We start from the raw sequence: 24,269 nt of genomic DNA on the forward strand, positions 1-24,269 counted from the left end.
AGAAACGCCAGCGCCGTGCCGGTGAGTTTCACATGGAGGAGGCGTCGCGCAGTGGCCCTGAAGGACGGGACCCGAGTGCCACGACTGGTCAAGCTCGGCGGAGTGATCGGCTTGGTGTGCGTCGTGGCCACGGGCTGTACTCCTGACCAGGTGCTGCGGTTCGGCTGGCCGACCGGCGTCACGAGTGACGCCGCGGCGATGCGTCAGCTCTGGACCTGGTCGGTGATCGCGGCTCTCGCCGTGGGTGTGTTGGTGTGGGGGCTGATCTTCTGGACGGTGGCCTTCCACCGCAAGAAGGGGGACGAGCTGCCCCGTCAGTTCCAGTACAACAACCCCCTGGAGATCATCTACACCGTCATTCCGTTCGTGATGGTCGTCGTGCTGTTCTACTTCACGGCGACGACACAACAGGAAGTGCAGGCCAAGGAGAGCGATCCCGACGTCGCGGTCGACGTGATCTCCTTCCAGTGGAACTGGGAGTTCCGCTACCCGGGTTACCAGACCCCGGACGGGGAACCCGTCTCCACGGTCGGAACCACCAACTGGACCCCCCTGCTGGTGCTGCCGACCGACTCCACGGTGGAGTACCGGCTGAGTTCCGAGGACGTGATCCACTCGTTCTTCGTCCCGAAGTTCCACTTCAAGCGGGACACCTTCCCGCACCCGGACAAGAACAACCAGGACAACGTCTTCCAGAACTCCATCGACCAAGAGGGTTCGTTCGTGGGGCGTTGTGCCGAGCTGTGCGGGACGTACCACTCGATGATGAACTTCGAGGTCCGGGCGCTCTCCCCGGACAAGTTCGAGCGGTACATGGACCTGCGCACCCAGATCAACCCGGAGACCGGTGCGCCCTACACCACCGCCGAGGCGCTGAGGACCATGGACTGCGGACAGCTCTGCTCCCCGAACTCGGTGACCACCATCCCCTTCGATCCCGACCGTGAGGACACGTTGCCGGAGGACGCCGGTGCTGCGGCCACGAACGGATGACGGGCGAACGGTAGGCGACCAGGCACGACTGCGTTCGGGTGGAGCGCACGGGGCGAGAGTGAGGACTCCATGAAGGTCGAAGCGAAGATCTTCAACATCATCACCTTCTTCTTCTTCCTGTCGGCTGTGGTGTACGGCTTCTGGGCGAAAGAACCGGTGGGAACGGTCGCGCTGATCCTCGTCGGTGCGCTCTCGTTGCTGATCGGAAGCTACTTCCAGTTCGTGGCCCGGCGTATCGAGCTGCGTCCGGAGGACCGTTCGGACGCCGAGATCAGTGACGGGGCGGGCGAACTGGGTTTCTTCAGCCCGGGCAGTTACTGGCCGTTCGGTATCGCGGCGGCCTCGGCCTTCGCGGGGCTCGCCCTGGCCTTCGGCCACGTCTGGATGATCGTGCTGTCCTCGGGGGCGGTGTTGATCACCGTCGCCGGTCTGGTGTTCGAGTACCACACCGGACCGAACCACGAGTGAGTAAGTCCTCTCGGCGTCACGACCCGTGCCACCGACAGGAGTGGGTTTTCCCGCTCCACACCCGGGTGTGCGGGTTGTGACGTTCTTTCCACGTCACGCCTGCTATGGAGGGACAACCGTGATCACCGCGATCGTGCTCATCCGAACGGCCGCCGAGTACCTGACCCAGGCGGCGCAGGAGATCGCGGACATCGACGGTGTGAGCGAGGTCTACTCCTGTGCCGGTGACGTGGACCTGATCGCGATGGTGCGCGCCCGGGCGCACGAGGAGATCGCCGACATCGTGCCCGGCCGGATCAACAAGGTCGCCGGCGTGTTGGACACCGACACGCACATCGCCTTCCGCTCCTACTCCCGTCAGGACACCGAGGCCACCTTCTCCGTCGGCCTGGAGTCCTCCTGAGTCTTCTTCCGACCCGCCGAGCCCTCCCGCCCGACCCCACTCGGGGCGGGAGGAGCCGGGGACACCGGTACCGGCAGCTTCGTCGTCGGGATCAGTGCTCCGAGCGCAGCTCGCCGGAGAGTTCGCTCCAGGCGTCCAGCAGTTCGCGCGCGGCACCGGAGTCGACGGCCTCGGCGGCTTTCCGCAGCCCTTCCTCCAGGGCGCCTCGCAGGTCGGTGACCGGGCCGTCGTAGGCGGCCAGCGCGCCCGCCGTGTTCAGCAGTACCGCGTCGCGGACCGGACCACGCGCTCCGTCCAGCAGTTCGCGCACCACCCGGGCGTTCACGGCGGCGTCACCTCCCCGGAGCTTGTCCGGGCTGGTCAGCGCGATTCCGAAGTCGGTGGGGTCGATGTGTTCCCGGCGCACCGTGCCGTCGCCGACCACCCAGACCGTGGTGGTGGTCGTCGTGGTGATCTCGTCCATGCCGTCGTCGCCGCTGACCAGCAGCACCGAGTGACCACGGCGGGCGAAGGTCTCGGCCATGATCGGGGCCATGCGCGGGTCGGCGCATCCGATCAGGCCGGAACCGGGACGGGCCGGGTTCGTCAGCGGGCCGAGCACGTTGAACGCGGTGGGGATGCCGATCTCCCGGCGGGGGCCCGCCGTGTGTTTCATGGCCGGGTGGAACAGGGCCGCGAAGCAGAAACCGATCCCCACCCGGCGGACGCACTCCCGGACTCCCTCGGGTGGCAGGTCGATGGCGACCCCCAGCTCCTCCAGCACGTCGGCGGTGCCGCAGTTCGAGGAGGCGGCGCGGTTGCCGTGTTTGACCACCGTGGCCCCGCAGGCTGCGAGCACGATCGAGGTCATGGTCGAGATGTTGACCGTGCCCGCCCGGTCGCCCCCGGTTCCGACCACGTCGACGGCCTTGTTCGGGATCTCCAGGGGCAGGGCGTGGGCGATCATGGCGTCGGCCATGCCGAGGATTTCCGAGGAAGTTTCGCCTTTCGCGCGCAACGCGACGGCGAAAGCGGCCACCCGGGCCGGGGTGGCCTCTCCCGTCATGATCTGGTCCATCGCCCACGCCGTCTCCGTGCTCTCCAAGGGCTGTCCGGAGACGAGACGGCTCAGCAGATCGGGCCAAGTGGGACTCGCTGTGTGCACGATGGCGTCCTCGAATGTTCTTCTCAGCCGTGGGGTGCGGGAAGGACGTGCTCGCGCAGGACCCCGGCCACGCACTCGGCGGCGGTCAGCGGATCGAGTGGATACACCAGAACCGCATCGGCCAGGGACCAGGTGGCGAGCCAACGGTCGTCCTCACGTCGCACCGTGACCACGGTCGGTGGGCAGTCCGCAAGTTCGTTTTTCAGCTGCCGCGATACTCCCATCCCGCCCGTGGGCTGTGCCTCGCCGTCCAGGATCAGCAGATCCACCCGACCGGCGTCCACCTCTCCGATCACCTCGGCCACGGTCGAGGCCTCCGTGTACCGCACCCGACCGACGTCGGGTGCCGGACGCCGTCCGATGGCCGTCGTGATCGCGTCACGGACGTCCGCTCGGTGGCTGAACACGCAGACGTTGCTCGCCGATGTGTTCATGAGCACTCCTTGGCTGCCGTGGCGGCCGTTGTCCGACTGTGACTCGTGCTCGGTGTTCACGAGTGCTCGTATCGTATCCGGATCGGTGCGGAAAGGGGTAACACACCTCACTATTGCGAAGATCTCGTCGTGTTCGCCTCCGTGGCGGTTGTCCGCCCGGCCCGTTCTCCCCCGAATCCGACGGGCGGGAACTCCCCCTGATTTCGGTCCCTCCCCGAGGAGCTCCCGAAGGGCGGACACGCTGTGCGACCGACCCGGAGGGGGAGGACGACCTCCGTCGGTGCTCGTGCCCAGCGCGAATCCGGCGGAGGGTGAGCGGACGAGGAATCCGGCGGCGGTTCGGACGGGGATTCCGTCCTCTGGTCTCGACCACCGTGTTTGTGCAGTTCAGTGCTGCTCGGATGGCGAGCCTGCCTTCTCGGGAGAGCGCCGGCCTCCCCGTGTGGAGGCAGCGGAACGCCTCCGGGGGTGGGAGCTCCTGTCCGGGAGCCGACCAGTGTGGAGGCCCGGTCGGGGCGTTCACACCGGGTAGTTCCCGCCGTGGTTCGACTCCGTGGGAACGGACACGGGTGGACCCGCGCGGGCGTCCCGAAATCGTTCGCGACATAATGCGTCGCGTGACAACGGCAGCGCCCTCAATCAGTCAACGCGTGCACTCGCTGAACCGCCCGAACATGGTCAGCGTGGGCACCATCGTTTGGTTGGCCAGCGAGCTGATGTTCTTCGCCGGGCTCTTCGCCATGTTCTTCACGGTGAAGGCCCAGAACGAGGGTCCGTGGCCGCCGCCACCCGCCGAACTCAACGTGGCCTACGCCCTCCCGTTCACGATCATCCTGGTGGCGTCCTCGTTCACCTGTCAGTGGGGTGTGTTCGCGGCCGAGCGCGGCGACGTCTACGGACTCCGTCGCTGGTACATGCTCACGCTCGTGATGGGGCTGATCTTCGTGATCGGCCAGGCCGGTGAGTACTACACGCTGATCACCGAGCACCACACCACGATGGCCACCTCGGCCTTCGGCACCGTGTTCTACATGACCACGGGTTTCCACGGTCTCCACGTGATCGGGGGTCTCATCGCGTTCGTGATCCTGATGATCCGGACCAGGATGAGCAAGTTCACACCGGCCCAGGCCGTGGCCTCGATCGTGGTGTCGTACTACTGGCACTTCGTCGACATCGTGTGGATCGGCCTGTTCCTGGTCATCTACCTGGTGCCGTGAGGCGGTCCGCGGAGGTCGCCACGCCATGGGGCCAAGGCAGCGATACGAGCAGAGCGTGATGTTGTTGCCGCTGAATCATCCCGAACATGACAGCAAGGGTTTTGCGCACTCATGACCACCAACAAGAAACGCAACCGCACGGGTTCCAAGTTCCGGCGACGGCTTTCCGGTGTGCTGGCGCTCGGGATCGCCTTGGTGGCCGCGGGCGGCCTCTACAGTGTGCTGCTTCCCGAACCGCAGACCGCGACGGCCGCGGAGGACCCGACGCTGGTCCAGCAAGGCAAGGAGCTCTACGAAGGCTCCGAAGGCTCCTGCATCAGCTGTCACGGCGAGAACCTGCAGGGCGTTGAGGATCGGGGTCCCAGCCTGATCGGGGTCGGTGGTGCGGCCGTGCACTTCCAGGTCTCCAGCGGGCGTATGCCGCTGGCGCGCCAGGGAGCGCAGGCTCAGCGCAAGCCCGCGAGGTTCTCCCCGGAGGAGATCCAGGCGCTCGCCGCGTACGTGCAGTCGGTCGGAGGCGGGCCGGAGCAGCCCGAGCAGAAGGGCGAACAGCTGCAGGGCGACGACCCCGCGCGCGGTGCCGAACTGTTCCGACTGAACTGCGCCTCCTGTCACAACTTCACCGGACGGGGAATCGCGCTGTCCTCGGGTAAGTTCGCCCCGGAACTGGCTCCGGCCTCCGAGCAGCAGATCTACGAGGCGATGCTCACCGGGCCGGAGAACATGCCGAAGTTCTCCGAGCGGCAACTCACTCCCCAGGAGAAGCAGGACATCATCGCCTACGTGAAGTCGGTGACCGACGGCAACAACAACCCCGGGGGCAACGCGCTCGGTGGCTATGGTCCGGGTCCCGAGACGGTCGTCGCCTGGGTCATCGGCCTCGGTAGTCTCGTCGGTCTCACCCTGTGGATCGGAGCCAGGGCATGAGTGAGCGGGATATGAGCGAGAACAACAGCGAACGACACGACAACGAAGCGGGCAACGAGCACGCCCCCGCCAACTCGGAGCGACGTCAGCCCACCGAGGCGGAACTCGCGGAGATGAGCCGCGACGAGAAGGTCCGGCTGGGGTTGGCCCAGGACGACGTCGAACTGGTCGAGTACCCCGATCCCTGGCCGGTCAAGGGGACTCGTGCCGAACGCCGCGCCGAGCGCGCCGTCGCCGCCTGGTTCTCCCTGGCCGGTTTCTCGGCCCTGGCCTTCATCGGGGTTTTCGTCTTCTGGCCCTGGCGCTACGTCAACCCGCTGGCCGACGAGCGGGGACACTTCCTGTACTCGCTGTACAACCCGTTGATCGGGTTCTTCCTGGGGCTGTCGATCCTGTCGGTGGGCATCGGGGCGATCCTGTACTCGAAGAAGTTCATGCCCCACGAGGTCGCCGTGCAGCAGCGTCACGACGGGCACGGCTCCTCCGAGCTGGACCGGCAGACGATCACGGCCGAGCTGGCCGACGCGGGCAACCGCAGCACGATCGCCCGCCGCTCCATGATCAAGCGGACCGCCGGTTTCGGGGCCGGGGCCTTCGGTCTGGGCACGGGCGTGCTGGTGCTCGGCGGGATGGTCAAGAACCCCTGGGCGGAGACGGGTCCCGACTCGCTCAACCACACCGGATGGATGCAGAGCGAGGGCGAGAAGGTCTACCTGCGACGCGACACCGGAGACCCCCACGAGATCTCGCTGGTGCGGGCCCAGGACCTCTCCCCGGGCGGTTTCGAGACGGTCTTCCCGTTCCGGGAGTCCGAGCGGGGTAACGAGGAGGCGTTGCTGCACGCCCTGCGCCGTTCCGACAACCCGGTCATGCTGATCCGGCTGCGTCCGGGCGACAAGCCGGTGACACGCCAGGGGCAGGAGGACTTCAACTACGGCGACTACTACGCCTACTCCAAGATCTGTACCCACCTGGGCTGCCCGACCTCGTTGTACGAGGCCCAGACCGGTCGGTTGCTCTGTCCCTGCCACCAGTCGCAGTTCGACGTGGCCAACAGCTACGCCAAGCCGGTCTTCGGTCCCGCCACACGCGCTCTGCCGCAGTTGCCGATCACGATCGACGAGGAAGGCTACTTCGTGGCGAAGAGCGACTTCATCGAGCCGATCGGCCCGGCTTACTGGGAGCGGAATTCATGAGTTCGATAACCACCCCGACCAAGTCGGAAAGCGCGCTGTACCGCGCGGCCAGCAAGCAGGCCGACGAGGTCGACAAACGGTTCAACGCAGCGGCCGGTCTGCGCAGGCAGTTCAACAAGGTGTTCCCCACCCACTGGTCGTTCCTGCTGGGTGAGGTGGCGCTGTACACCTTCATCCTGCTGCTGCTGACCGGCACCTACCTGGCGTTCTTCTTCGACCCCTCGATGGCGGAGGTGCAGTACCAGGGCGCCTACACCAACCTGCGCGGCATCGAGATGTCCCGGGCCTTCGCCAGCGCCCTGGACATCTCCTTCGAGGTGCGCGGAGGGATGTTCGCCAGGCAGGTACACCACTGGGCCGCGCTGCTGTTCATGGCCTCGATCGTGGCCCACATGCTGCGTATCTTCTTCACGGGCGCCTTCCGGCGTCCGAGGGAGACCAACTGGATGATCGGCATTCTGCTGTTCATCCTGGGCATGTTCGAGGGCTTCACCGGCTACTCGCTGCCGGACGACCTGCTGTCCGGCACCGGTGTGCGTATCGCCTCCGGGATCACCCTGTCGATCCCCGTGGTCGGCACCTGGATCCACTGGATCCTGTTCGGCGGGGAGTTCCCCGGCACCGAACTGATCCCGCGCTTCTACATGATGCACATCTTCCTGCTGCCGGGGATCATCCTCGGACTGATCGCCGTGCACCTGGCACTGGTCTGGTACCAGAAGCACACCCAGTTCCCCGGTGTGCGGCGCAAGGAGAGCAACGTCGTCGGTGTGCGGATCATGCCGGTGTTCGCGACCAAGGCCGGTGGCTTCTTCGCCGTGGTCACCGGTGTGACGGCGCTGATGGGCGGCATCTTCCAGATCAACCCGATCTGGCACCTCGGTCCGTACAACGCCTCGCAGGTCTCGGCCGCCTCCCAGCCGGACTGGTACATGATCTGGACGGACGGCTCCAGCCGGCTCTGGCCCGCCTGGGAGGTCTACCTGTGGGGTGAGTACACCATCCCCGCCGTGTTCTTCCCGACGGTGCTGTTCATGGGGCTGATCTTCACCGTCGCGATCGCCTACCCGGCGATCGAGCGCAAGCTCACCGGCGACGACGCCCACCACAACCTGTTGCAGCGTCCACGGGACGTTCCGGTGCGCACCAGCCTCGGGATGATGGCGCTGACCTTCTTCTCGGTGCTGATGATCTCGGGTGTCAACGACATCATCGCCTTCAAGTTCGACATCTCCCTGAACGCGATGACCTGGCTCGGGCGTATCGGACTGCTGGTCGCCCCGCCGATCGTCTACTACGTCACCTACCGGATCTGCCTCGGTCTGCAGAAGTCCGACCGGGAGGTGCTGGAACACGGCATCGAGACGGGGATCATCAAGCGGCTGCCGCACGGGGAGTTCGTCGAGGTGCACCAGCCGCTCGGCCCGGTGGACGAGCACGGCCACCCGGAGGAGCTGGAGTACCAGGGCGCTCCGGTGCCGAAGAAGATGAACAAGCTGGGTGCCGCGGGCAAGCCGGTCGAGGGCAGCTGGCTCAAGCCCGACCCGAGCGAGGAGACGGCCGCACTGGAGGCCGCGCGTGCGCGCGAGCACGCGGAGGCCCTGGAGCGGGAGCGGAACTCCGCCGAGGAGCAGGACCCCGACCGGGAGCTCGTCGGCGGCAAGGCCCGCCAGCCCGAGGAGTGATCCTTCCCACGGCACCGTGGGCCGAACCGGCGGTCCCGTCCCGCGTGGACGGGGCCGCCGGTTCTTCGTTTTCCCAGGGGAGGGTGCGCCCGCGTCCGGCGCGGCGGGAGGTACTACGGTCGGGATCATGACGGAGATCACCGATTCGGTGCGTTCCTTCCTGGAGCAGGGCGGTCGTACCGGCAAACTCGGCTACCTGGCTCCGGACGGACGTCCCCTGGTCGCCCCGATCTGGTTCGCCCCCGAAGGGGGACGGATCGTGTTCAACACCGGAGCGGACAGTGCCAAGGCGGCCGCGATCGCCCGGGACCCGCGTCTGACGCTGTGCGTCGACGAACAGAGCGCCCACACGTTCGTGCAGCTCCAGGGCACCGCCGAGACCACCGACGACGGCGACGAGGTGCTGCGGGTGGCCACCACGGTGGCGGCCCACTACGTGGGGGCCGAGAAGGCCGAGCGCGTCGGCAGCCGGATCGCGGGACCGGGCCAGCTCGCGGTGTACCTGTATCCGAGCCGGATCGTCACCAGTGGTGACCTGGAGTGATCCTCCGGGAGGCGACGGCGTTCGGCGTGCGCTCCCGCAGGGTGATGGTTCAGTCCGCCCCGGGGTAGGGAGTGCGCGCGGACGAGGCCCGTTCGGCCCACTCACGCCACTTTCCCGCCGATCCGGCGGGCTCGCTCCACGGTCGGCGGCACCGGACCATTCTGGTCTCCGTGGCGGACAGCCAGCGGTGTATCACCCGGACCTCCTCGACCGGGGCTCCGTACAGGGGATCCGGTCCCGGCACCACGGTTTCGGCCGTGGCGAGCAGCGCCTCGACCACCGGCATCGGAGGGGTGTCCCGGGGGGCGGTGCCCGCCGCGGCCAGCCGCCCGTGCCGTACCACGGCGATCAGCCATCCCCCGGACCCGTCGGGGCGCGCGGCGACCAGTTCCGGAACGCGGGCCAGGGCGGCCAACCGCTGACCGCGGTCGAGGGCGTGGACGAGTGCGGCGAGGCGGTCCCGTCCCCAGGCGGCCTCCTCGAAGCGCTGGAGCGTGGCGAGCTCCTCCAGCCGCCCGTGCAGCCGGTGCAGCACCGCGTCCCCGCTGCCGTCGCCCAGTTCCCGGACCGTGCTCACGTGCCGGTCGTACTCGGAGGGGGTTTCGTGACCGGCGCAGGGAGCCCCGCAGCGCCCGAGCTCGTACACGGCACAGGGGCTGCGCCCCGAACCCCCGGCCGGGATCCCTTCGGTGCAGCTCCGGAGGCCGGTGACCTCGTGCAGCGCCTCCACGGCCCGGGCCGCGGAGTTCCTGGTGCGGAACGGTCCGAGTGAGTCCCGCCCCGGTTTCCGGGTGATCCTCAGCCTGGGGAAGGTCTCCGCGGTGAGCGAGATCCACCAGGCTCTGCCCGGGTTCTTGGACCTGCGGTTGTACTCGGGGCGGTGGGCGCCCAGCAGACGTAGTTCCCTCACCTGTGCTTCGAGTGGGTGTGCGCAGCTCACGTGGTCGACCCGCTCGGCCAGCGAGACCATCTCCCGTACGCGTGCCCTGCGTTCCCCGGCCGTGAAGTACTGGCCGACCCTGCGGCGCAGGTTCGTGGCGGTGCCGATGTAGAGCACCTCCTCGTTCGGGCCGAGGAACATGTACACCCCCGGACCGTTGGGGAGTCCGGCCGCCAGGTCGCGCTTGCCCCGTTGGGCGGCGGTCACCCCCGACAGGTACTCCGACAGCTCCTCCAGACAGCGGACCCCGTGGGGAAGTCTGCGCAGCAGCGCGTGCAGCACGTCGGCGGTGGCGCGGGCGTCCCGCAGCGCCCGGTGGGCGGGAGTGTGTGCGGTGCCCAGCGCCGTGGTGAGCTCGCCCAGGGAGTGTCCCCGCGTCTGGCCGGCGGGGAGTGCCCTGCGTGCCAGGCGCAGCGTGCAGACCACGGGTGGGTTCGGCCAGCGCAGCCCCAGTCGGGCGCAGCCCGCCCGCAGGAATCCGAGGTCGAACGGGGCGTTGTGCGCCACGATCACACCGTCACCGACGAAGTCGAGAAAGGCGGGCAGCGCGCTGTCGAGCGCGGGTGCCTCGGAGAGCATGTGGTCGGTGATGCCGGTGATCGCGGTGACCTCGGATGGGACCCGGCGGCCGGGGGATACCAGAGTGGAGAACTCCGCCACCGTCTCGCCTCCGCGCGTCTTCACCGCGGCGATCTCGGTGATGCCGTCCCGCTCGCGGCTGCGGCCCGTGGTTTCCAGGTCCACCACGACGAAGGTGACCTCGTCGAGTGGCTGTCCCACTTCGTCGAGGGACATCTGGGCGTGCTGCGGGGACCTGGTCATCGTGGTGAGGGTATGCGCTCGTGCTGACCGGCGGGAAAGAGTGTGCGGCGACACCGCAACCGCCGGATGTAGGTAATCGTCCGCGCAGACCTTAGCCTGGAAGAGTGACACCGTCGACAACGGGCGACAGCGCCGACGACCCGCGGACCGACACGGAGACCGGGGCGGATCCAGCACGTTCCGCGACCGGAGAGGACAGCAGCGTCGACTGGGACGGTCTGCCCGATCCGCTGCGCCATCGGATAGCCGAGGTGGCGGCCTCCGCCGTGGGGGAGATGCGCCCGGGGGACGTGCCCGGCCGAGTGCGTCCCGTGATGCGTTTCGCGGCGGCCAAGCGGGCCAAGCTGGGACACGCCGAGCTGCTGGCCGCGATGGGGGAGTCGGCGGTGTTCCGCGCGGCGGTGCTGGACTGGTGCCGCAGGAAGCGACCGGAGGTGCTGGAGGTCCGGCAGCGGGATCCACTCGCCGCGGCCACCGCCAACGTGTTGCTGAACACGGTGAACGCGACGCACTACGTCGAACTGATCGACCGCAGGACCCGGGAGGACAGGACCGGCGAGGAGCGGGACTCGGCGCTCGCGCGCGCCGAGAAACTCGCTTCCGAGAACGAACGGCTGCGGCGGGAGCTGACCGAGGCGGCGGAGTCCGTCGAACGGGCCCGCGAACACAGCGGCAAGGACGTCGACCGCCTGCGTAAGCGGCTCCAACAGAAGGGGGTCCAGCTCAAGGAGTGCCGGACCGAGGTGGAGCGTCTCGGCGCCGAACTGGAACGACTCGCCCGGTCCAAGGACCGCGAGATCGCCGAACTCACCGCGGAGCGGGATCGCGAGCGGAACCGGGCCAGGGAGGAACGGGCGAGGGCCGAGCGCGCCAGCAACGAGGCGGAGACGGCCCGCCAGTCGGCCCGGGAGGCCCGGAAGGGCGACGAGGTGCGGTTGGAACTGCTGTTGGACACCCTGGAGGGTTCTATCGCCGGACTGCGCAGGGAGATCGGTTCCACCTCGGGCGGCGGCCCCCGTTCGGGTCCCAAACCGGCGGAAACCGTCTCCCGGGTGCGGGCCGGTGCCGCGGCGGTGGAGGACGTTCCGGACGTGGCCGTGCTGAACCGGTTGTTGGCGCTTCCCGCCGTTCACGTGATCATCGACGGCTACAACGTCACCAAGACCGGTTACCCGGATCTCCCGCTCGCCGAGCAGCGGGAGCGGTTGTCCCAGCAGGCGGCGGTGTTGGCCGCGCGTTCCGGGGTGGAGGTGACCGTGGTCTTCGACGGTGCCAACGTCGTCTCGGTGCCGAACGCCGGGCCGCGAGGGGTGCGAGTGCTGTTCAGCGAACCGGGAGTGCAGGCCGACGACCTGATCAGGGACCTGGTGGACGCCGAGCCGGTGGGCAGGCAGCTGGTGGTGGCCACCTCGGACCGGGAGGTGGTGGAGTCGGTGCGCAGGCGTGGTGCCTACACGGTGGCCTCGGCGGTGCTGCTGGAGCGGATCAGTCCCGGGTGAGCGGACATCCCCAGTCCCCGCCACACTCCCGTTCGGGATGAGGCCCTGGCACGAGCGAGTCGTACGCCGCTTGTCACCGATCGCGTTTGCGAATCCTTCCGCCGTGGGAGACCAAGCCTCTTTCGGGGATGTTTTCTGTGGGTTCGACGCCGAAGTGGAGCACGTTCCGTCGTGTTGCCACCCCCACTCTGGACTACTCGGCGTACCTCTCGTAATCTGACCGAGACTTCGCGGCGATCAGTCGCCAGACGGGGTGGCTCCGCGAAGTCGCCGCCAGGTCGGCTCGTCGGGGGAGCCGAGCCGGAAGCGTTCCCGAGCGGCCACCGGTGGCCGCGGGCCCCACGGCGCCTTCTCCACGCCGGGCCCACGTCGTTGTCCTCCGGTCGTGCCGCGCAGGACGTCTCCGGTCGGGCGGCCGAGCAACGAAGGAGCAATGCGCGAAGTGGCCTCGCACGGACTCAGACGCTCAATGCGGGGAGCACTGACGGCTACGGCGGTGGCCACCGCCGTTACCGTGAGCTCCGCGCCGGCTCTCGCGGACCCCGAGCTTCCCGACAACAGGTCCGACGCCGTCGAACAACTCCAGAAGCTCTCCCGACAGGCGGAGAAGCTGACCGAGAAGTACAAACGGGCCAAGGACGACCACGACGCCCGGCTGGAGGAGCTGGACAAGGCCAAGGCCGCCGAGCAGGAGGCCACCGAGGCCGCCGAGCAGGCGAGGGCTCAGGAGGAGAGGTTCCGGGCTCAGGTGGACGAGCTGACCAGCGCCGTCTACAGGGGATCCCGGATGAACCAGCTCTCGGCGCTGTTGGCCAGCGAGTCCCCGGACTCCTTCCTCGACCGCGCCTCCATCATGGACGAACTGGCCAGGGACAACCAGCAGGCCGTGTCCACCTTGGCCGAGGCCACCGAGAAGGCCGAGGCGGCCGAGAAACGGGCCCGACAGGCCCGCGAACGCGCGGCCAAGGCCGAGCGGGAGGCGGCGAAGCTCCAGGAGGAGATCGCCGCGAAGAAGGCCGAGATGGAGCAGCAGGTCTCCGCCGTCCGCGAGCACATCGAGGAGCTGGACCAGCAGCAGCGCGAGTCCCTGTCCGGCGGTGGTCAGACCGACTACGAGTACGCGGGGGGAGCCGGTGCCGCCTCCGGGGCGGTGCAGGCCGCGCTGAGCAAGCAGGGATCCCCGTACGTGTACGGAGCCGACGGTCCCAGCAACTTCGACTGCTCGGGACTGATGTACTGGGCCTACGCCCAGGCCGGGGTGGACCTTCCCCGGTCCAGTAGTGCCCAGGCCCAGGTGGGCAGGCCGGTCTCGGCCTCCGAACTGCGACCGGGCGACCTCATCTTCTACTACAGCCCGGTCAGCCACGTGTCCATGTACGTCGGCAACGGGAAGGCTGTGCACGCCCCTACCACCGGGCAGGTCGTCAAGGTCGTTCCCTACGACGACATCGCGCCGATCAACCGGATGCGGCGCGTGGCCGGCTGAGCGGGTCCGCACGCCCCGGGTCCCGCCGTCGGGAGGCCGCCCCCGCGGTCCCCGACGGCGGGACCGTGGCTCTCAGGAGTAGATCGCCTCGATCTCGGATGCGTAGTTCGCGGCCACCTTGTTCCGCCGGACCTTCAGACTCGGCGTCATCTCCCCGCGGTCCTCGGTGAAGTCCTGGGGGAGGATGCGGAACTGCTTGATCTGCTCGGCCTTGGAGACCGCCTCGTTGGCCTCGTCGATGGCCTTCTGCACCTCGGCGCACATCTCGGGGTCGTCGGCGAGTTCGCTCGGTGAGGTGTCCCTGGGACGTCCCCGTTCCTCCAGCCAGGAGGGCAGGAACTCGGGATCCAGGGTCACGAGTACACCGATGAAGGGCTTCTGGTCGCCGACCACCATGCACTGACTGATCAGTGGATGGGCCCGGATGCGGTCCTCGAGCACGGCGGGAGCCACGTTCTTTCCGCCCGCGGTGACGATGATCTCCTTCTTCCTGCCGGTGATCCGCAGGAAGCCGTCCTCGTCGAGTGATCCCAGATCGCCGGTGTGGAACCAGCCGTCCTCCAGGGACTCCTCGGTGGCGGCCTGGTTGTTCCAGTAGCGCTGGAAGACCACGTCGCCCTTGACCAGCACCTCGCCGTCCTCGGCGATCGCCACGGTGGTTCCGGCGATCGGACGTCCCACGGTGCCGATCTTGTAGTTGTCCTGGACGTTGACCGCGGCCGCCGCCGTGGTTTCGGTCAGCCCGTAGCCCTCCAGGACCGGCACTCCTATGCCGAAGAAGAAGTGGGTCAACCGTTCACCGAGCGGAGCTCCTCCGGAGACGGCCGCGACGCAGCGGCCTCCCAACGCGGACCGCAGCTTGCCGTAGACGAGCTTGTCGAACACGAAGTGTTTGGCGCGCAACAGCGGGCCGGGGCCACCGGACTCGGACTGGGCGCGACTGTAGGCCACGGCGGTGGCTTCGGCCGCGTCGAAGATCCTGCCCTTGCCCTCGCCGTGGGCCTTCTGTTTGGCCGTGTTGTAGACCTTCTCGAAGACCCGGGGCACGGCCAACACGAACGTGGGACGGAAGGATCCCAGGTCGGAGACGAGGTTCTTGACGTCGGGAGTGTGACCGAGCGTCAGCCTGGAGTAGACGCAGGAGAGGGTGATCGCCCTGGCGAGCACGTGAGCCATCGGCAGGAACATCAGCATGGAGTTGCCCGGCTGCATCAGCTGGGGGAAGGCGTCCAGGTCCCCCCTGATCTCGGCCAGCATGTTGCGGTGGGTGAGCACGCACCCCTTGGGGCGGCCCGTGGTTCCCGAGGTGTAGATCAGGGTGGCGATGTCGTCGGCGGCGACCGACCTCCTCCGTTCGTGCACCGTCTCGTCGGGCACCTCCGAACCCAGTGACGTGAGTTCCGCCACGGCGGTGGAGCCCTCGTTCGGTACCGGCCCGTCGATCTGCCAGACGTGCCGCACCTCGGGGAGCCCTTCGAGGACCGTGTCGACTTCGGCGCGGTGCTCCGGGGTTTCGACGATCAGGGCCGAGGCTCCCGAGTCGTTCAGGATCCATTCCACCTGGTCGGCCGAGGACGTCTCGTAGATGGGCACGGTGACGCATCCGGCGGACCAGATCGCGAAGTCGAACAGGGTCCACTCGTACCGGGTGCGGGACATCAGTCCCACCCGGTCTCCCCGCTGCAGTCCCGCGGTGATGAGGCCCTTGGACGTCGCCAGCACCTGGGCGGCGAACTCGGCCGTGGTCACGTCCACCCAGGTGCCGTCCACTCTGCGCCGGAAGCCGACCGTGTCGCCGAAACGCTCGGCATTGGCCCACACCATGTCGGTGAGGTTCTCCTCGTCGGCCACCGTGACAGTGGCGGGGGCGCTGAACTCTCGCACTTGCATCCTCCGAAAGCACGCCGAATTGTGATGGCCAACCTAACCCCGAGCGCTACTGGGCGGTAGCCCCCCTTTTTCTGTGGAGCGGAATCATAACGCGCGGTGACGGAATCCTGGGGTGAGCCCGGCCGGAGTGACTCCGGGAACGTGTGGTTCGCGACGGGGGCGAGTGGGCGGTTAGCTTGGTCGGGACGGCTGTTCCCGGTGAACGGAGCGAATTTGCGGGTGCATGTGGTCTCGGACGTGCATGGAAACGTGGAGGACCTGAAACGGGCGGGCGACGGTGCCGACGCGCTGGTCGTGCTCGGCGATCTCGTCGACTTCGTCGACTACCACGATCACGAGAAGGGAATTCTCGGTGCCGTGTTCGGTCCCGAGAAGGTCGGACACTTCGCCGAACTGCGACGCAACCGCAGGGGCGCGGAGATGGCCGGTTACCTGCGTTCGCTGTGGGACAGCCTCCCCGACCCGGCCGCGGTCGTCCGGCGGGCCGTCCGAGAGCAGTACGCCGAGCTGTTCGCCGCCATGCCCGTTCCCACCTACGCGACAGCGGGCAACGTGGACGCCCCGAGCCTGTGGCCCGAGTTCACCGGGGACGGCATCCACGCCCTGGACGGGCAGAGCGTGGAGATAGGGGGGTTGCGTTTCGGGTTCGTCGGAGGCGCGTTGCTGCCGCCCGGGGGGACGCTGCGGCACGATCTCCCCTGGGTGCCCAACCTGCGCAGCGATCAGGAGTACGACGCGGTTCTGGAGGGGCTCGACGAGGTCGACGTGCTGTGCACCCACGTGCCGCCGCAGGTTCCCGAACTCGTCTACGACGTGGTGGCGCGTCGGGCCGAGCGCGGCTCCAGGGGAGTGCTGGAACGGGTGCGACGGGACCGGCCCCGCTGGTCGCTGTTCGGGCACGTGCACCAGCCGTTGTCCCGGAGAACGCGGATCGGGCCTACCGAGTGCGTCAACGTCGGGCACTTCAAGCAGTCCGGAGAGCCCTATGTGCTGCGGTGGTGATCCGTCCGAGCGGGCCCGCCGGTCGTGGTTCCGAGGCCGGTGACCTGTAATCTGCCCGACATGGTCGACCAGTCCACCCAGTCCATCGTGATCGAGGCACCGGCTCCGGAGATCATGGGCGTGATCGCCGACTTCGGCGCCTACCCCGAGTGGGCGGAGGCGGTCAAGGAGACCGAGGTGTTGTCCCGGACGGCGGACGGCGACGCCGAGCGGGTGCGGTTCGTGCTGGACGCCGGTGTGGTCAAGGACACCTACACCCTCGCCTACGAGTGGAGCCCGGACGGGCTGTCGGTCAGCTGGGAACTCGTCGAGGGGCAGGTGCAGAAGTTCCAGCGGGGCAGCTACACGCTGAAACCGTTACGGCAGCGAAGCACCGAGGTCACCTACAGCCTCGCGGTGGACCTTTCCATCCCGATGATCGGGATGTTCAAGCGCAAGGCCGAGAAGATGATCATGGACACCGCGTTGAAGGAGCTCAAGCGACGCGTGGAGTCCGAGGGCTAGGGATTCCGCGAGGTGGTTTTCGACGGTTGCCGGAACAGTCGGTACCGGGTCCGGCGGCTCGGGCCGAACGGGGTCTCCGGGATCTCCTCGACGCGGACACGGTTACGGGGGCTGGTGCGTGCGCACGCTCATGTTCACCGGAAAGGGCGGGGTCGGCAAAACCACGTTGGCCGCCGCCACGGCGGTTCGGCTCGCCGAACGGGGCGGCAAGGTCCTGGTGCTCTCCACCGATCCCGCTCACTCCCTCGCCGACTGTCTGGGGACCGGGCTGGACCACGAACCCCGGGAACTGTCCCTCTCCTCCGGTCAGGGAGAGCGGAGTGAGACGGACGTGGTGCTGCACGCGGCCGAGATCGCCACGCGTGGGCTGCTGGAGGAGGTGTGGGGTCGGCTGCGGGAGCACCTGCACACCCTGTTGACCTCCTCCGGTGTCGCCGAGGTGGACGCCGCCGAGCTGACCCGACTTCCCGGTGTCGAGGAGCTGCTGGCGCTGACGGAGGTACGTCGTCTGGCTGCTGAGGGACCGTGGGACACGGTGGTGGTCGACTGCGGACCCACGGCGGAGACTCTCCGACTGCTCACCCTCCCGGAGGCGCTGGACGACTACCTGGAGCGGCTGTTCCCGAAACACCGTCGGCTCGTCCGGGGGATGCTGGCGGGCATGGCGGGCGACTCCCACGGTGACCGGTGGGAAGCCCTCTCCGAGGCCCTGGGAGGGCTCGCCGCACGACTGGAAGGACTGGCCGGCTTCCTCACCGACCGCACGACGAGCGTGCGTCTGGTGAGCACTCCCGAGTCCGTGGTGGCCGCCGAGACCCGGCGTGTGCTCACGGCGCTCTCGCTGCACCGGATCCACGTGGACGGGGTGTTGGTGAACCGAATGGTCCCCTCCCCGGGTGAGGCGGAGGGCGCGGCCGCGGAGTGGCTGCGTCTCCGGAGAGGGCAGCAGCGCGAGGTCGTGGCCGAGCTGGAGGGGCTGGGGCTGCCCCTGCGCAGCGTCGAACACCGGGCGAGCGAACCGGTGGGGGCCGCCGCGTTGCGGGAACTGGGGGCCGGGATCTACGGCGCGGCGGATCCCCTGGAGGGAGCCGAGCGCCGTCCCGTGATCGACGTCCGTGAGACTCCCGAACACGACCGGGCGCGGTACTGGCTGCGGGTGGCTTTGCCGCTGGGCCCGAGTGCCGACCTGGAGCTGGCCCGCGCCGGTGACGAACTCGCGATCACGGTGGACGGGCACCGCAGACTGGTGGCGTTGCCCTCGGTACTGCGTCGGTGCGTCGTCGTCGAGGCGGAGGCCGGCGACGACGGACTGGCCGTGGGATTCCGCCCGGACCCCGAGCAGTGGATGCGGTGATGTGGGGTGCAGGACGAGAACGGAGAGCACGATCCCCTCGGCGGTGCGCGACGCCTCGCCGGGGAGCTGCGCGGCCTGCTGGGTGAGCTGGCCCGCCGGTTGGAGGAGTTTCTGCTCGAACTGAACCACGCGGAGGCCTCCGGCCGGGACACCCCCGGCCAGTCCCGGCGGAACCCCGCAGCCGAGGACGGACGGTGCCCCGGATGTCCGCTGTGCGACGTCCTCGCCGCCTCGTGGTCCCGGGGTGGTTCCTCCGGGGAACTCGCGGAGCGGTTCGCGGAGCTGCTGGGAACCCTGCGCGAGCTCTTGCGCACGGCGGCGGCCCGACCGGAGGACACGGACCGAACCGGGCGGAATCCCGCCGCGGAACATCCCGAACCGGAGGGGGCGGCCTCGGAACACCACCGGCCCCCCACCCCGACGGACGGGGTCAGCCCGATCACGGTCAGACGAGTGCGCGGCAACGTGCTGGACGAGGCCGACGAGACCACGACGGGCCGTTAGCTCCCCCGGCGGGTGTTCCGGGGCGGCTGGTTCCGCAGGGGAACCAGCCGGCCGTTCCGTGAGAACGCCTCAGACCTGGGCTCCGTCGTCCCACCCGTTCTCGGCCTCGGGGTCCTCCCGGCGCAGTCGCAGCAGCAGCCACCCGATCCCCGCGCTGATGGCGATCAGCCCCACGGGCAGGGTCAGCGGACCGAGGGAACTCGCGGCCACGGGGACGACCAGGACGAGGATCCCGAGCATCACGAGCAGCACACCCCCCAGTGTTCCGGCGTGGGGCGTGGGAAGCGGTGGGGGCTCGGGAGGTTCGTAGTGTCCTTCGTCCTCCCCCCGTTCATCCGGGGCCCAGTCCCGGGGACCCGCCTCCGCGGTGTCCGGAGCCTCGAGGGCGGCGGGACCGGCCTGGGGGGTCGGGTCGTCGGTGTCCGGACGAGCGCGGGCGTCCTCCGGCCACTGCGGAAGGGAGGAGTCGCGTTCGAGTTCGGCCACGATCTCCGCGAAAGCCTTGTCGATGTCTTCCGGGCCGTCGGCGTTGTCCTGGCGCGTGTTCATACGGCATCCCTGACGCGCTCGCGGTGGGTGGTGGGGTCGAAAGCGATGTTGTCCGCGGGGGCCGGTGCCCGACCGGGTGGCGAGGCCCGTGCCGGTCTCCACCGGCCGCGCCGCACCTCTCCCCAGGGTCGCCGCTCGTGCCCGGTTGAGCAAGGTCGTTCCGGGCCCCGGAGGGGCGGACGTCTCCGGTGTGCCCGGCGTGGCGGCGAAGAGATCGTTGGCACTCCCGCGGTCAGCACGGGCACACTCTGCCATGCGGCCCCTCGCCCGTGTGACGCCCCGAGGTGTTCCGGGGCCACGTGGACAGTGGATCCCGCGGGCCGGGGCCGCATTGTGTGCCTGCTGGCGGCTCCGTACCCTGACACCGTAATCGGGCCACGAGGGAGGCAGCGACACGGTGCTGTACTGGGTGATGAAGTACGTTCTTCTCGGTCCTCTCATCAAGTTGTGGTGTCGTCCCACGGTGGAGGGGGCACACAACGTTCCGGACTCGGGCGGCGCGATTCTGGTCAGCAACCATGTGGCCGTGGCCGATTCCTTCCTGATGCCGTTGAAACTTCCGCGCAGGGTCACGTTCCTGGCAAAACGCGAGTATTTCACGGAAAAGGGGATCAAGGGGGCACTGAAAAGGTACTTCTTCAGCGGAGTGGGTCAGGTTCCGATAGACCGCTCCAGTGGGGCCGCCGCCCAGGCCGCCCTGGACACGGGGATCCGTCTGCTTCGGGAGGGCAGGCTGCTCGGCATCTACCCGGAGGGGACCCGCTCCCCCGACGGAAGGCTCTACAAGGGCAAGACCGGGGTGGCCCGGATGGCTCTGGAGGCCGATGTTCCGGTCATCCCGGTGGCCACGATCGGCACGGAGAAGGTCAATCCGATCGGCACCAAGATGTGGCGTCCCCACCGGGTGCGGATCCGGGTGGGAGAGCCGCTCGACTTCTCGCGCTACGAGGGCATGGCCGGGGACCGCTTCGCCGAAAGGTCGATCACCGACGAGATCATGTACGCCCTGATGGAGCTTTCCGGTCAGGAGTACGTGGACATCTACGCCGAGCGGGCCAAGGACGACATCGCCGAGAGCGGGCGGGTCATCAGCAAACGGGAGCGTCAGGCGGCCAAGGCCGCCAGGACCGACAACAGCAGGCTGCCCGATTCCAAGGCGGGGTGACCGAGACCGAAACCCCGTCCGGCGGACTCCTCCGCCGGACGGGGTGTGTCCGGACCCGGCGGGCGGGCACATACCCTTTTCCAGTGCGGTTTTTCTACGACTGCGAGTTCATCGAGGACGGCCGGACGATCGATCTCGTTTCGATCGGCGTCGTCGACGAGACCGGGCGGGAGTTCTACGCCGTCTCCACCGAGTTCGACGCCGGCCGCGCGGGCCCCTGGGTGCGGCAGCACGTGCTGCCCCAGCTTCCCGCTCCCGGGTCGCCGAGCTGGCGCTCCCGCGCCAGAATCCGTGACGAGCTCTACTCGTTCCTGACCGCACACTCCTCCGAGATCGAACTGTGGGCCTGGTACGCCGCCTACGACCACGTGGCGCTCGCCCAACTGTGGGGGGCGATGCCCGCCCTGCCCTCCCGGCTGCCCAAGTTCACCCGGGATCTCCGCCAGCACTGGGAGGCCGTCGGCAAGCCGAAGCTGCCCTCCGCACCCGCCAACGCCCACGACGCGCTCGCCGACGCCAAGCACAACCTGCGGCGCTGGCAGGTGATCGAACAGCGCAGACGACAGCTCGGCTATCCACAGCGCTAGCCCCACCGCCCCGCTCCAGCGACGGCAGTCGGGGCGTGCGAGACCGCCGTCGTGCACACGTTTCGGAACCATCGTGTTACTTGCTGCACCGATTTAGTCCGTGAAAAGCTCGCGCGGTGAGAGGAATCTCACCCACGAGGGAGCGTTTTCCGAGGAGGAGCGATGGTCGCGACCGAACGTGTCGGGGTGCTCACCGGGGGCGGTGACTGTCCGGGGCTGAACGCCGTGATCCGCGCGGTCACCCGCAAGGGAATCGAGGTGTACGGCAAGGAGATCGTCGGTTTCCGCAGCGGCTGGCGAGGGCCGCTGGAGGGGCTGACCATGCCGTTGGGGCTCGACGAGGTCGAACGGATCCTCGACCGGGGGGGAACGATCCTGGGATCCTCCCGCACGAACCCCTACAAGGAGGCCGACGGGGTCGAGCGGATCAAGAACACCCTGGAAGAACAGGGGGTCGAGGCGCTGATCGCCATCGGGGGTGAGGACACCCTCGGGGTGGCCCACGAGCTCTCCGGGGAGGGTGTTCCGGTGGTGGGGGTTCCCAAGACCATCGACAACGACCTGGACGCCACCGACTACACCTTCGGCTTCGACACCGCCGTGCACATCGCCACCGAGGCCATCGACAGGCTGCGCACCACCGCCGAGTCGCACCACCGCGCGTTGGTCGTGGAGGTGATGGGCAGGCACGCGGGCTGGATCGCCCTGCACTCCGGCCTGGCCGGGGGAGCCAACGTGATCCTCGGGCCGGAGCAGCGGTTCAGCGTCGACTGGGTGTGCGACTGGGTGCTGCGTCGTTTCGAGAGGCAGTACGCCCCGATCATCGTGGTCGCCGAGGGAGCCGTTCCGGAGGGCGGTTCCGAAGTGCTCCAGACCGGGGAACGGGACTCCTTCGGTCACGTGCGCCTCGGAGGTGTGGGAACCTGGCTGGCCGAGGAGATCTCCCAGCGCACCGGCAACGAGTCCAGGGCCGTGGTGCTGGGGCACACCCAGCGGGGCGGCACTCCCACGGCCTACGACCGGGTGCTGGCCACCCGTTTCGGACTACACGCCGTGGACGCCCTGGCCGAGGGGGACTTCGGAAAGATGGTCGCCCTGCGCGGCACGGAGATCGTGCGGGTTTCCCTGGAGGAGGCCACCGCCGAACTCAAGACCGTCCCGGTGCGGCGCTACACGGAGGCCCAGGCACTGTTCGGCTGACCCGGCCTCACCGGCCGGACCGTCACGGGAGCAGGGTGCCCTGTGGGGCGCGGGGCACCTCGGTCCACGAGTTCCGGCGTCCGCCCCGGACGGGGCGGACGAGCTCCGCCGGAGGCGGTGGCCGCCGGTTCCCCGCGGCGGCGGGGGCACAGTGCTTTTCAGCACACGGGACAGCATCACAGGATGCGAGACGGACCCGCTACGCTGGGCGACATGCCCGTTGACCCCGAATCAGCAGCGCAAGGCACGAGTTCGAACGGTCTCAAGTCGTGGACCGTCGACGTGCCCGTGGACACACTGCCCGAACTTCCCCCGCTGCCGAACGAGCTGAGGACCCGTCTCGACGACGCGCTGAGCCGCCCCGCCGCCCAACAGCCGGAGTGGCCGGATCCGCGGCAGGCGCGCGACGTGCGTTCGGTGCTGGAAAGCGTTCCACCGGTGACCGTGCCCAGTGAGGTCGACCGCCTGCGGAACAGCCTCGCCTCCGTGGCCCGGGGGGAGGCGTTCCTGTTGCAGGGCGGGGACTGTGCCGAAACGTTCGCCGACAACACCGAACCCCACATTCGGGCGGGAATCCGCACACTGCTGCAGATGGCGGTCGTGCTCACCTACGGGGCGAGCACCCCGGTCGTCAAGGTGGGGCGCATGGCGGGGCAGTACTCCAAGCCGCGTTCCAAGTCCACCGACGCCCTGGGGCTGCCCAGTTACCGCGGTGACATGGTCAACTCGCTGGTGGCCGACGAACGGGCCAGGGTGCACGACCCCTCCAGGATGATCCGCGCCTACGCCAACGCCAGCGCGACGATGAACCTCGCGCGGGCGCTCACCAGCGGGGGGACGGCCGCCCTCGGTCAGGTGCACGACTGGAACAGGGACTTCGTGCTCAACTCCCCCGCCGGAGAGCGCTACGAGTCCGTCGCCGCGGAGATCGACCGGGCGCTGCGCTTCATGAGTGCCTGTGGGGTGGACGACTCCAGCCTGCACGGGGTGGACTTCTACTCCAGCCACGAGGCGCTCGTGCTGGACTACGAGCGGGCCATGCTGCGGCTGGACACCTCCGGGCCGGAGCCGAGACTGTTCGATCTGTCCGGGCACTTCCTGTGGGTGGGGGAGCGGACCCGTCAGTTGGAGGGGGCGCACCTCGCCTTCGCCCAGCTGATCTCCAACCCGATCGGGATCAAACTGGGGCCGACCACCACGCCGGAGGAGGCCGTGGAGTACGTGGAACGGCTCGATCCGCACAACGAGCCCGGCAGGCTGACCCTGATCAGCCGGATGGGCAACGACAAGGTTCGGGACCGGCTCGGACCGATCGTGGAGAAGGTGACGGCCTCCGGGCACCGGGTGATCTGGCAGTGCGACCCGATGCACGGAAACACCCACGAGTCCAGCACCGGCTACAAGACCAGGCACTTCGACCGGGTGGTCGACGAGGTGCAGGGCTTCTTCGAGGTGCACCACCAGCTCGGGACCCATCCCGGTGGTATCCACATCGAGCACACCGGGGAGAACGTGACCGAATGTCTCGGGGGTGCCCAGGACATCTCGGACACCGATCTGGCCGGTCGCTACGAGACCGCCTGCGATCCCCGGCTGAACACCCAGCAGTCGTTGGAGCTCGCCTTCCTGATCGCGGAGATGCTGCGGGGCTGAACGGGCAACGGCTCCGGTGGGTCGTGCGGGGTCGGAGCCTCCGGCTCCGCACGACCCGCCGGAGCTCGGCGATCCGTCCGGTGACGGGTCCGGGGCCGCG

Annotated in this window: 23 protein-coding genes; 18 read left to right on the plus strand and 5 right to left on the minus strand. The window is 68.6% G+C overall.

Annotation, left to right across the window (positions count from 1 at the left end):
• Window positions 1-51: 51 nt before the first annotated feature.
• The 3 genes from ctaC to ACTMO_RS0104460 all read left to right on the plus strand — a co-directional run bounded on the left by ctaC (window position 52) and on the right by ACTMO_RS0104460 (window position 1,864).
• Window positions 52-993 (plus strand): aa3-type cytochrome oxidase subunit II, encoded by a 942-nt coding sequence (ctaC, locus tag ACTMO_RS0104450; RefSeq protein ID WP_019853461.1) that lies wholly within the window; start codon window positions 52-54, stop codon window positions 991-993.
• Between the two features lie 69 nt (window positions 994-1,062).
• Window positions 1,063-1,461, plus strand: a complete 399-nt coding sequence (locus ACTMO_RS0104455) for a cytochrome c oxidase subunit 4 (protein WP_019853462.1) — start codon at window positions 1,063-1,065, stop codon at window positions 1,459-1,461.
• A 118-nt stretch (window positions 1,462-1,579) separates the two neighbouring features.
• Window positions 1,580-1,864 (plus strand): Lrp/AsnC family transcriptional regulator, encoded by a 285-nt coding sequence (locus tag ACTMO_RS0104460; RefSeq protein ID WP_019853463.1) that lies wholly within the window; start codon window positions 1,580-1,582, stop codon window positions 1,862-1,864.
• A 91-nt stretch (window positions 1,865-1,955) separates the two neighbouring features.
• Here ACTMO_RS0104460 and trpD read toward each other — a convergent pair whose 3' ends face one another.
• Together trpD and ACTMO_RS0104470 are read right to left on the minus strand one after the other, a co-directional pair.
• A complete protein-coding gene (trpD, locus tag ACTMO_RS0104465; protein WP_019853464.1) occupies window positions 1,956-3,008 on the minus strand; it encodes an anthranilate phosphoribosyltransferase in 1,053 nt (350 codons plus the stop codon).
• A 23-nt stretch (window positions 3,009-3,031) separates the two neighbouring features.
• Window positions 3,032-3,442 (minus strand): response regulator, encoded by a 411-nt coding sequence (locus ACTMO_RS0104470; protein ID WP_026448871.1) that lies wholly within the window; start codon window positions 3,440-3,442, stop codon window positions 3,032-3,034.
• 608 nt (window positions 3,443-4,050) lie between these two features.
• Here ACTMO_RS0104470 and ctaE point away from each other — a divergent pair.
• From ctaE to ACTMO_RS0104495, 5 genes are all read left to right on the plus strand, one after another.
• Window positions 4,051-4,662, plus strand: a complete 612-nt coding sequence (gene ctaE / locus ACTMO_RS0104475) for an aa3-type cytochrome oxidase subunit III (protein ID WP_169509043.1) — start codon at window positions 4,051-4,053, stop codon at window positions 4,660-4,662.
• Window positions 4,663-4,773: 111 nt separating this feature from the next.
• Entirely contained in the window at window positions 4,774-5,589 is an 816-nt protein-coding gene (gene qcrC, locus ACTMO_RS0104480) for a cytochrome bc1 complex diheme cytochrome c subunit (protein ID WP_019853467.1), read from the plus strand.
• An 11-nt stretch (window positions 5,590-5,600) separates the two neighbouring features.
• A complete protein-coding gene (gene qcrA, locus ACTMO_RS0104485; protein ID WP_019853468.1) occupies window positions 5,601-6,785 on the plus strand; it encodes a cytochrome bc1 complex Rieske iron-sulfur subunit in 1,185 nt (394 codons plus the stop codon).
• Window positions 6,782-8,470: a cytochrome bc1 complex cytochrome b subunit gene (gene qcrB, locus ACTMO_RS0104490; protein ID WP_019853469.1), complete on the plus strand. Its 1,689-nt coding sequence runs from the start codon at window positions 6,782-6,784 to the stop codon at window positions 8,468-8,470. Before qcrA ends, qcrB begins: the two co-directional genes overlap by 4 nt.
• 127 nt (window positions 8,471-8,597) lie before the next feature.
• Window positions 8,598-9,014 carry a PPOX class F420-dependent oxidoreductase gene (locus ACTMO_RS0104495; protein ID WP_019853470.1) on the plus strand — a complete coding sequence of 139 codons (417 nt, stop codon included), beginning with the start codon at window positions 8,598-8,600 and terminating at the stop codon, window positions 9,012-9,014.
• A gap of 49 nt (window positions 9,015-9,063) precedes the next feature.
• Here the strand turns inward: ACTMO_RS0104495 and ACTMO_RS0104500 are convergent, their stop codons facing one another.
• Window positions 9,064-10,776, minus strand: coding sequence for a DEDD exonuclease domain-containing protein (locus ACTMO_RS0104500; RefSeq protein WP_019853471.1), 1,713 nt, complete (start codon window positions 10,774-10,776; stop codon window positions 9,064-9,066).
• Window positions 10,777-10,880: 104 nt separating this feature from the next.
• On the opposite strand from ACTMO_RS0104500, the gene ACTMO_RS0104505 reads away from it, so the two are divergent.
• Together ACTMO_RS0104505 and ACTMO_RS0104510 are read left to right on the plus strand one after the other, a co-directional pair.
• Window positions 10,881-12,275 (plus strand): NYN domain-containing protein, encoded by a 1,395-nt coding sequence (locus ACTMO_RS0104505; RefSeq protein ID WP_019853472.1) that lies wholly within the window; start codon window positions 10,881-10,883, stop codon window positions 12,273-12,275.
• 433 nt (window positions 12,276-12,708) lie between these two features.
• Window positions 12,709-13,761, plus strand: a complete 1,053-nt coding sequence (locus ACTMO_RS0104510) for a C40 family peptidase (RefSeq protein WP_051099018.1) — start codon at window positions 12,709-12,711, stop codon at window positions 13,759-13,761.
• A 72-nt stretch (window positions 13,762-13,833) separates the two neighbouring features.
• Here the strand turns inward: ACTMO_RS0104510 and ACTMO_RS0104515 are convergent, their stop codons facing one another.
• Window positions 13,834-15,645 (minus strand): AMP-dependent synthetase/ligase, encoded by a 1,812-nt coding sequence (locus tag ACTMO_RS0104515; RefSeq protein ID WP_019853474.1) that lies wholly within the window; start codon window positions 15,643-15,645, stop codon window positions 13,834-13,836.
• A gap of 219 nt (window positions 15,646-15,864) precedes the next feature.
• On the opposite strand from ACTMO_RS0104515, the gene ACTMO_RS0104520 reads away from it, so the two are divergent.
• The 4 genes from ACTMO_RS0104520 to ACTMO_RS0104535 all read left to right on the plus strand — a co-directional run bounded on the left by ACTMO_RS0104520 (window position 15,865) and on the right by ACTMO_RS0104535 (window position 19,015).
• Window positions 15,865-16,653 carry a metallophosphoesterase gene (locus ACTMO_RS0104520; RefSeq protein ID WP_026448873.1) on the plus strand — a complete coding sequence of 263 codons (789 nt, stop codon included), beginning with the start codon at window positions 15,865-15,867 and terminating at the stop codon, window positions 16,651-16,653.
• A 60-nt stretch (window positions 16,654-16,713) separates the two neighbouring features.
• Window positions 16,714-17,157 carry an SRPBCC family protein gene (locus ACTMO_RS0104525; RefSeq protein ID WP_019853476.1) on the plus strand — a complete coding sequence of 148 codons (444 nt, stop codon included), beginning with the start codon at window positions 16,714-16,716 and terminating at the stop codon, window positions 17,155-17,157.
• Between the two features lie 118 nt (window positions 17,158-17,275).
• Window positions 17,276-18,511: an ArsA family ATPase gene (locus ACTMO_RS0104530; protein ID WP_026448874.1), complete on the plus strand. Its 1,236-nt coding sequence runs from the start codon at window positions 17,276-17,278 to the stop codon at window positions 18,509-18,511.
• 6 nt (window positions 18,512-18,517) lie between these two features.
• Entirely contained in the window at window positions 18,518-19,015 is a 498-nt protein-coding gene (locus ACTMO_RS0104535; RefSeq protein ID WP_019853478.1) for a hypothetical protein, read from the plus strand.
• Between the two features lie 69 nt (window positions 19,016-19,084).
• On the opposite strand, the gene ACTMO_RS0104540 is transcribed toward ACTMO_RS0104535, so the two are convergent.
• Complete coding sequence (locus ACTMO_RS0104540) at window positions 19,085-19,564, minus strand: DUF308 domain-containing protein (RefSeq protein WP_019853479.1); 480 nt, start codon at window positions 19,562-19,564, stop codon at window positions 19,085-19,087.
• Window positions 19,565-19,961: 397 nt separating this feature from the next.
• Between ACTMO_RS0104540 and ACTMO_RS0104545 the strand changes: the two genes are divergently transcribed.
• The 4 genes from ACTMO_RS0104545 (at window position 19,962) to ACTMO_RS0104560 (ending at window position 24,169) form a co-directional block, all read left to right on the plus strand.
• The gene (locus ACTMO_RS0104545) at window positions 19,962-20,729 is read left to right on the plus strand and encodes a lysophospholipid acyltransferase family protein (protein ID WP_019853480.1); all 768 of its coding nucleotides are present in this window, start codon (window positions 19,962-19,964) and stop codon (window positions 20,727-20,729) included.
• A gap of 83 nt (window positions 20,730-20,812) precedes the next feature.
• Window positions 20,813-21,316 carry a polyadenylate-specific 3'-exoribonuclease AS gene (locus ACTMO_RS0104550; protein WP_019853481.1) on the plus strand — a complete coding sequence of 168 codons (504 nt, stop codon included), beginning with the start codon at window positions 20,813-20,815 and terminating at the stop codon, window positions 21,314-21,316.
• A gap of 162 nt (window positions 21,317-21,478) precedes the next feature.
• Window positions 21,479-22,516, plus strand: coding sequence for a 6-phosphofructokinase (locus ACTMO_RS0104555; RefSeq protein ID WP_019853482.1), 1,038 nt, complete (start codon window positions 21,479-21,481; stop codon window positions 22,514-22,516).
• 213 nt (window positions 22,517-22,729) lie between these two features.
• The gene (locus tag ACTMO_RS0104560; RefSeq protein ID WP_051099020.1) at window positions 22,730-24,169 is read left to right on the plus strand and encodes a class II 3-deoxy-7-phosphoheptulonate synthase; all 1,440 of its coding nucleotides are present in this window, start codon (window positions 22,730-22,732) and stop codon (window positions 24,167-24,169) included.
• Window positions 24,170-24,269 lie beyond the last annotated feature (100 nt).

This window comes from Actinopolyspora mortivallis DSM 44261, assembly GCF_000384035.1.
Classification (GTDB): Bacteria; Actinomycetota; Actinomycetes; order Mycobacteriales; family Pseudonocardiaceae; genus Actinopolyspora; species Actinopolyspora mortivallis.

What these genes read in the sequence shown, in the direction of transcription:
- ACTMO_RS0104455 (WP_019853462.1), top strand. Translation starts at nt 1,063, where the DNA reads ATGAAGGTCGAAGCGAAGATCTTCAACATCATCACCTTCTTCTTCTTC.
- ACTMO_RS0104470 (WP_026448871.1), bottom strand. Translation starts at nt 3,442, where the DNA reads ATGAACACATCGGCGAGCAACGTCTGCGTGTTCAGCCACCGAGCGGAC.
- ctaE (WP_169509043.1), top strand. Translation starts at nt 4,051, where the DNA reads ATGCGTCGCGTGACAACGGCAGCGCCCTCAATCAGTCAACGCGTGCAC.
- qcrC (WP_019853467.1), top strand. Translation starts at nt 4,774, where the DNA reads ATGACCACCAACAAGAAACGCAACCGCACGGGTTCCAAGTTCCGGCGA.
- qcrA (WP_019853468.1), top strand. Translation starts at nt 5,601, where the DNA reads ATGAGCGAGAACAACAGCGAACGACACGACAACGAAGCGGGCAACGAG.
- qcrB (WP_019853469.1), top strand. Translation starts at nt 6,782, where the DNA reads ATGAGTTCGATAACCACCCCGACCAAGTCGGAAAGCGCGCTGTACCGC.
- ACTMO_RS0104495 (WP_019853470.1), top strand. Translation starts at nt 8,598, where the DNA reads ATGACGGAGATCACCGATTCGGTGCGTTCCTTCCTGGAGCAGGGCGGT.
- ACTMO_RS0104500 (WP_019853471.1), bottom strand. Translation starts at nt 10,776, where the DNA reads ATGACCAGGTCCCCGCAGCACGCCCAGATGTCCCTCGACGAAGTGGGA.
- ACTMO_RS0104510 (WP_051099018.1), top strand. Translation starts at nt 12,709, where the DNA reads ATGCGCGAAGTGGCCTCGCACGGACTCAGACGCTCAATGCGGGGAGCA.
- ACTMO_RS0104525 (WP_019853476.1), top strand. Translation starts at nt 16,714, where the DNA reads ATGGTCGACCAGTCCACCCAGTCCATCGTGATCGAGGCACCGGCTCCG.
- ACTMO_RS0104540 (WP_019853479.1), bottom strand. Translation starts at nt 19,564, where the DNA reads ATGAACACGCGCCAGGACAACGCCGACGGCCCGGAAGACATCGACAAG.
- ACTMO_RS0104555 (WP_019853482.1), top strand. Translation starts at nt 21,479, where the DNA reads ATGGTCGCGACCGAACGTGTCGGGGTGCTCACCGGGGGCGGTGACTGT.
- ACTMO_RS0104560 (WP_051099020.1), top strand. Translation starts at nt 22,730, where the DNA reads ATGCCCGTTGACCCCGAATCAGCAGCGCAAGGCACGAGTTCGAACGGT.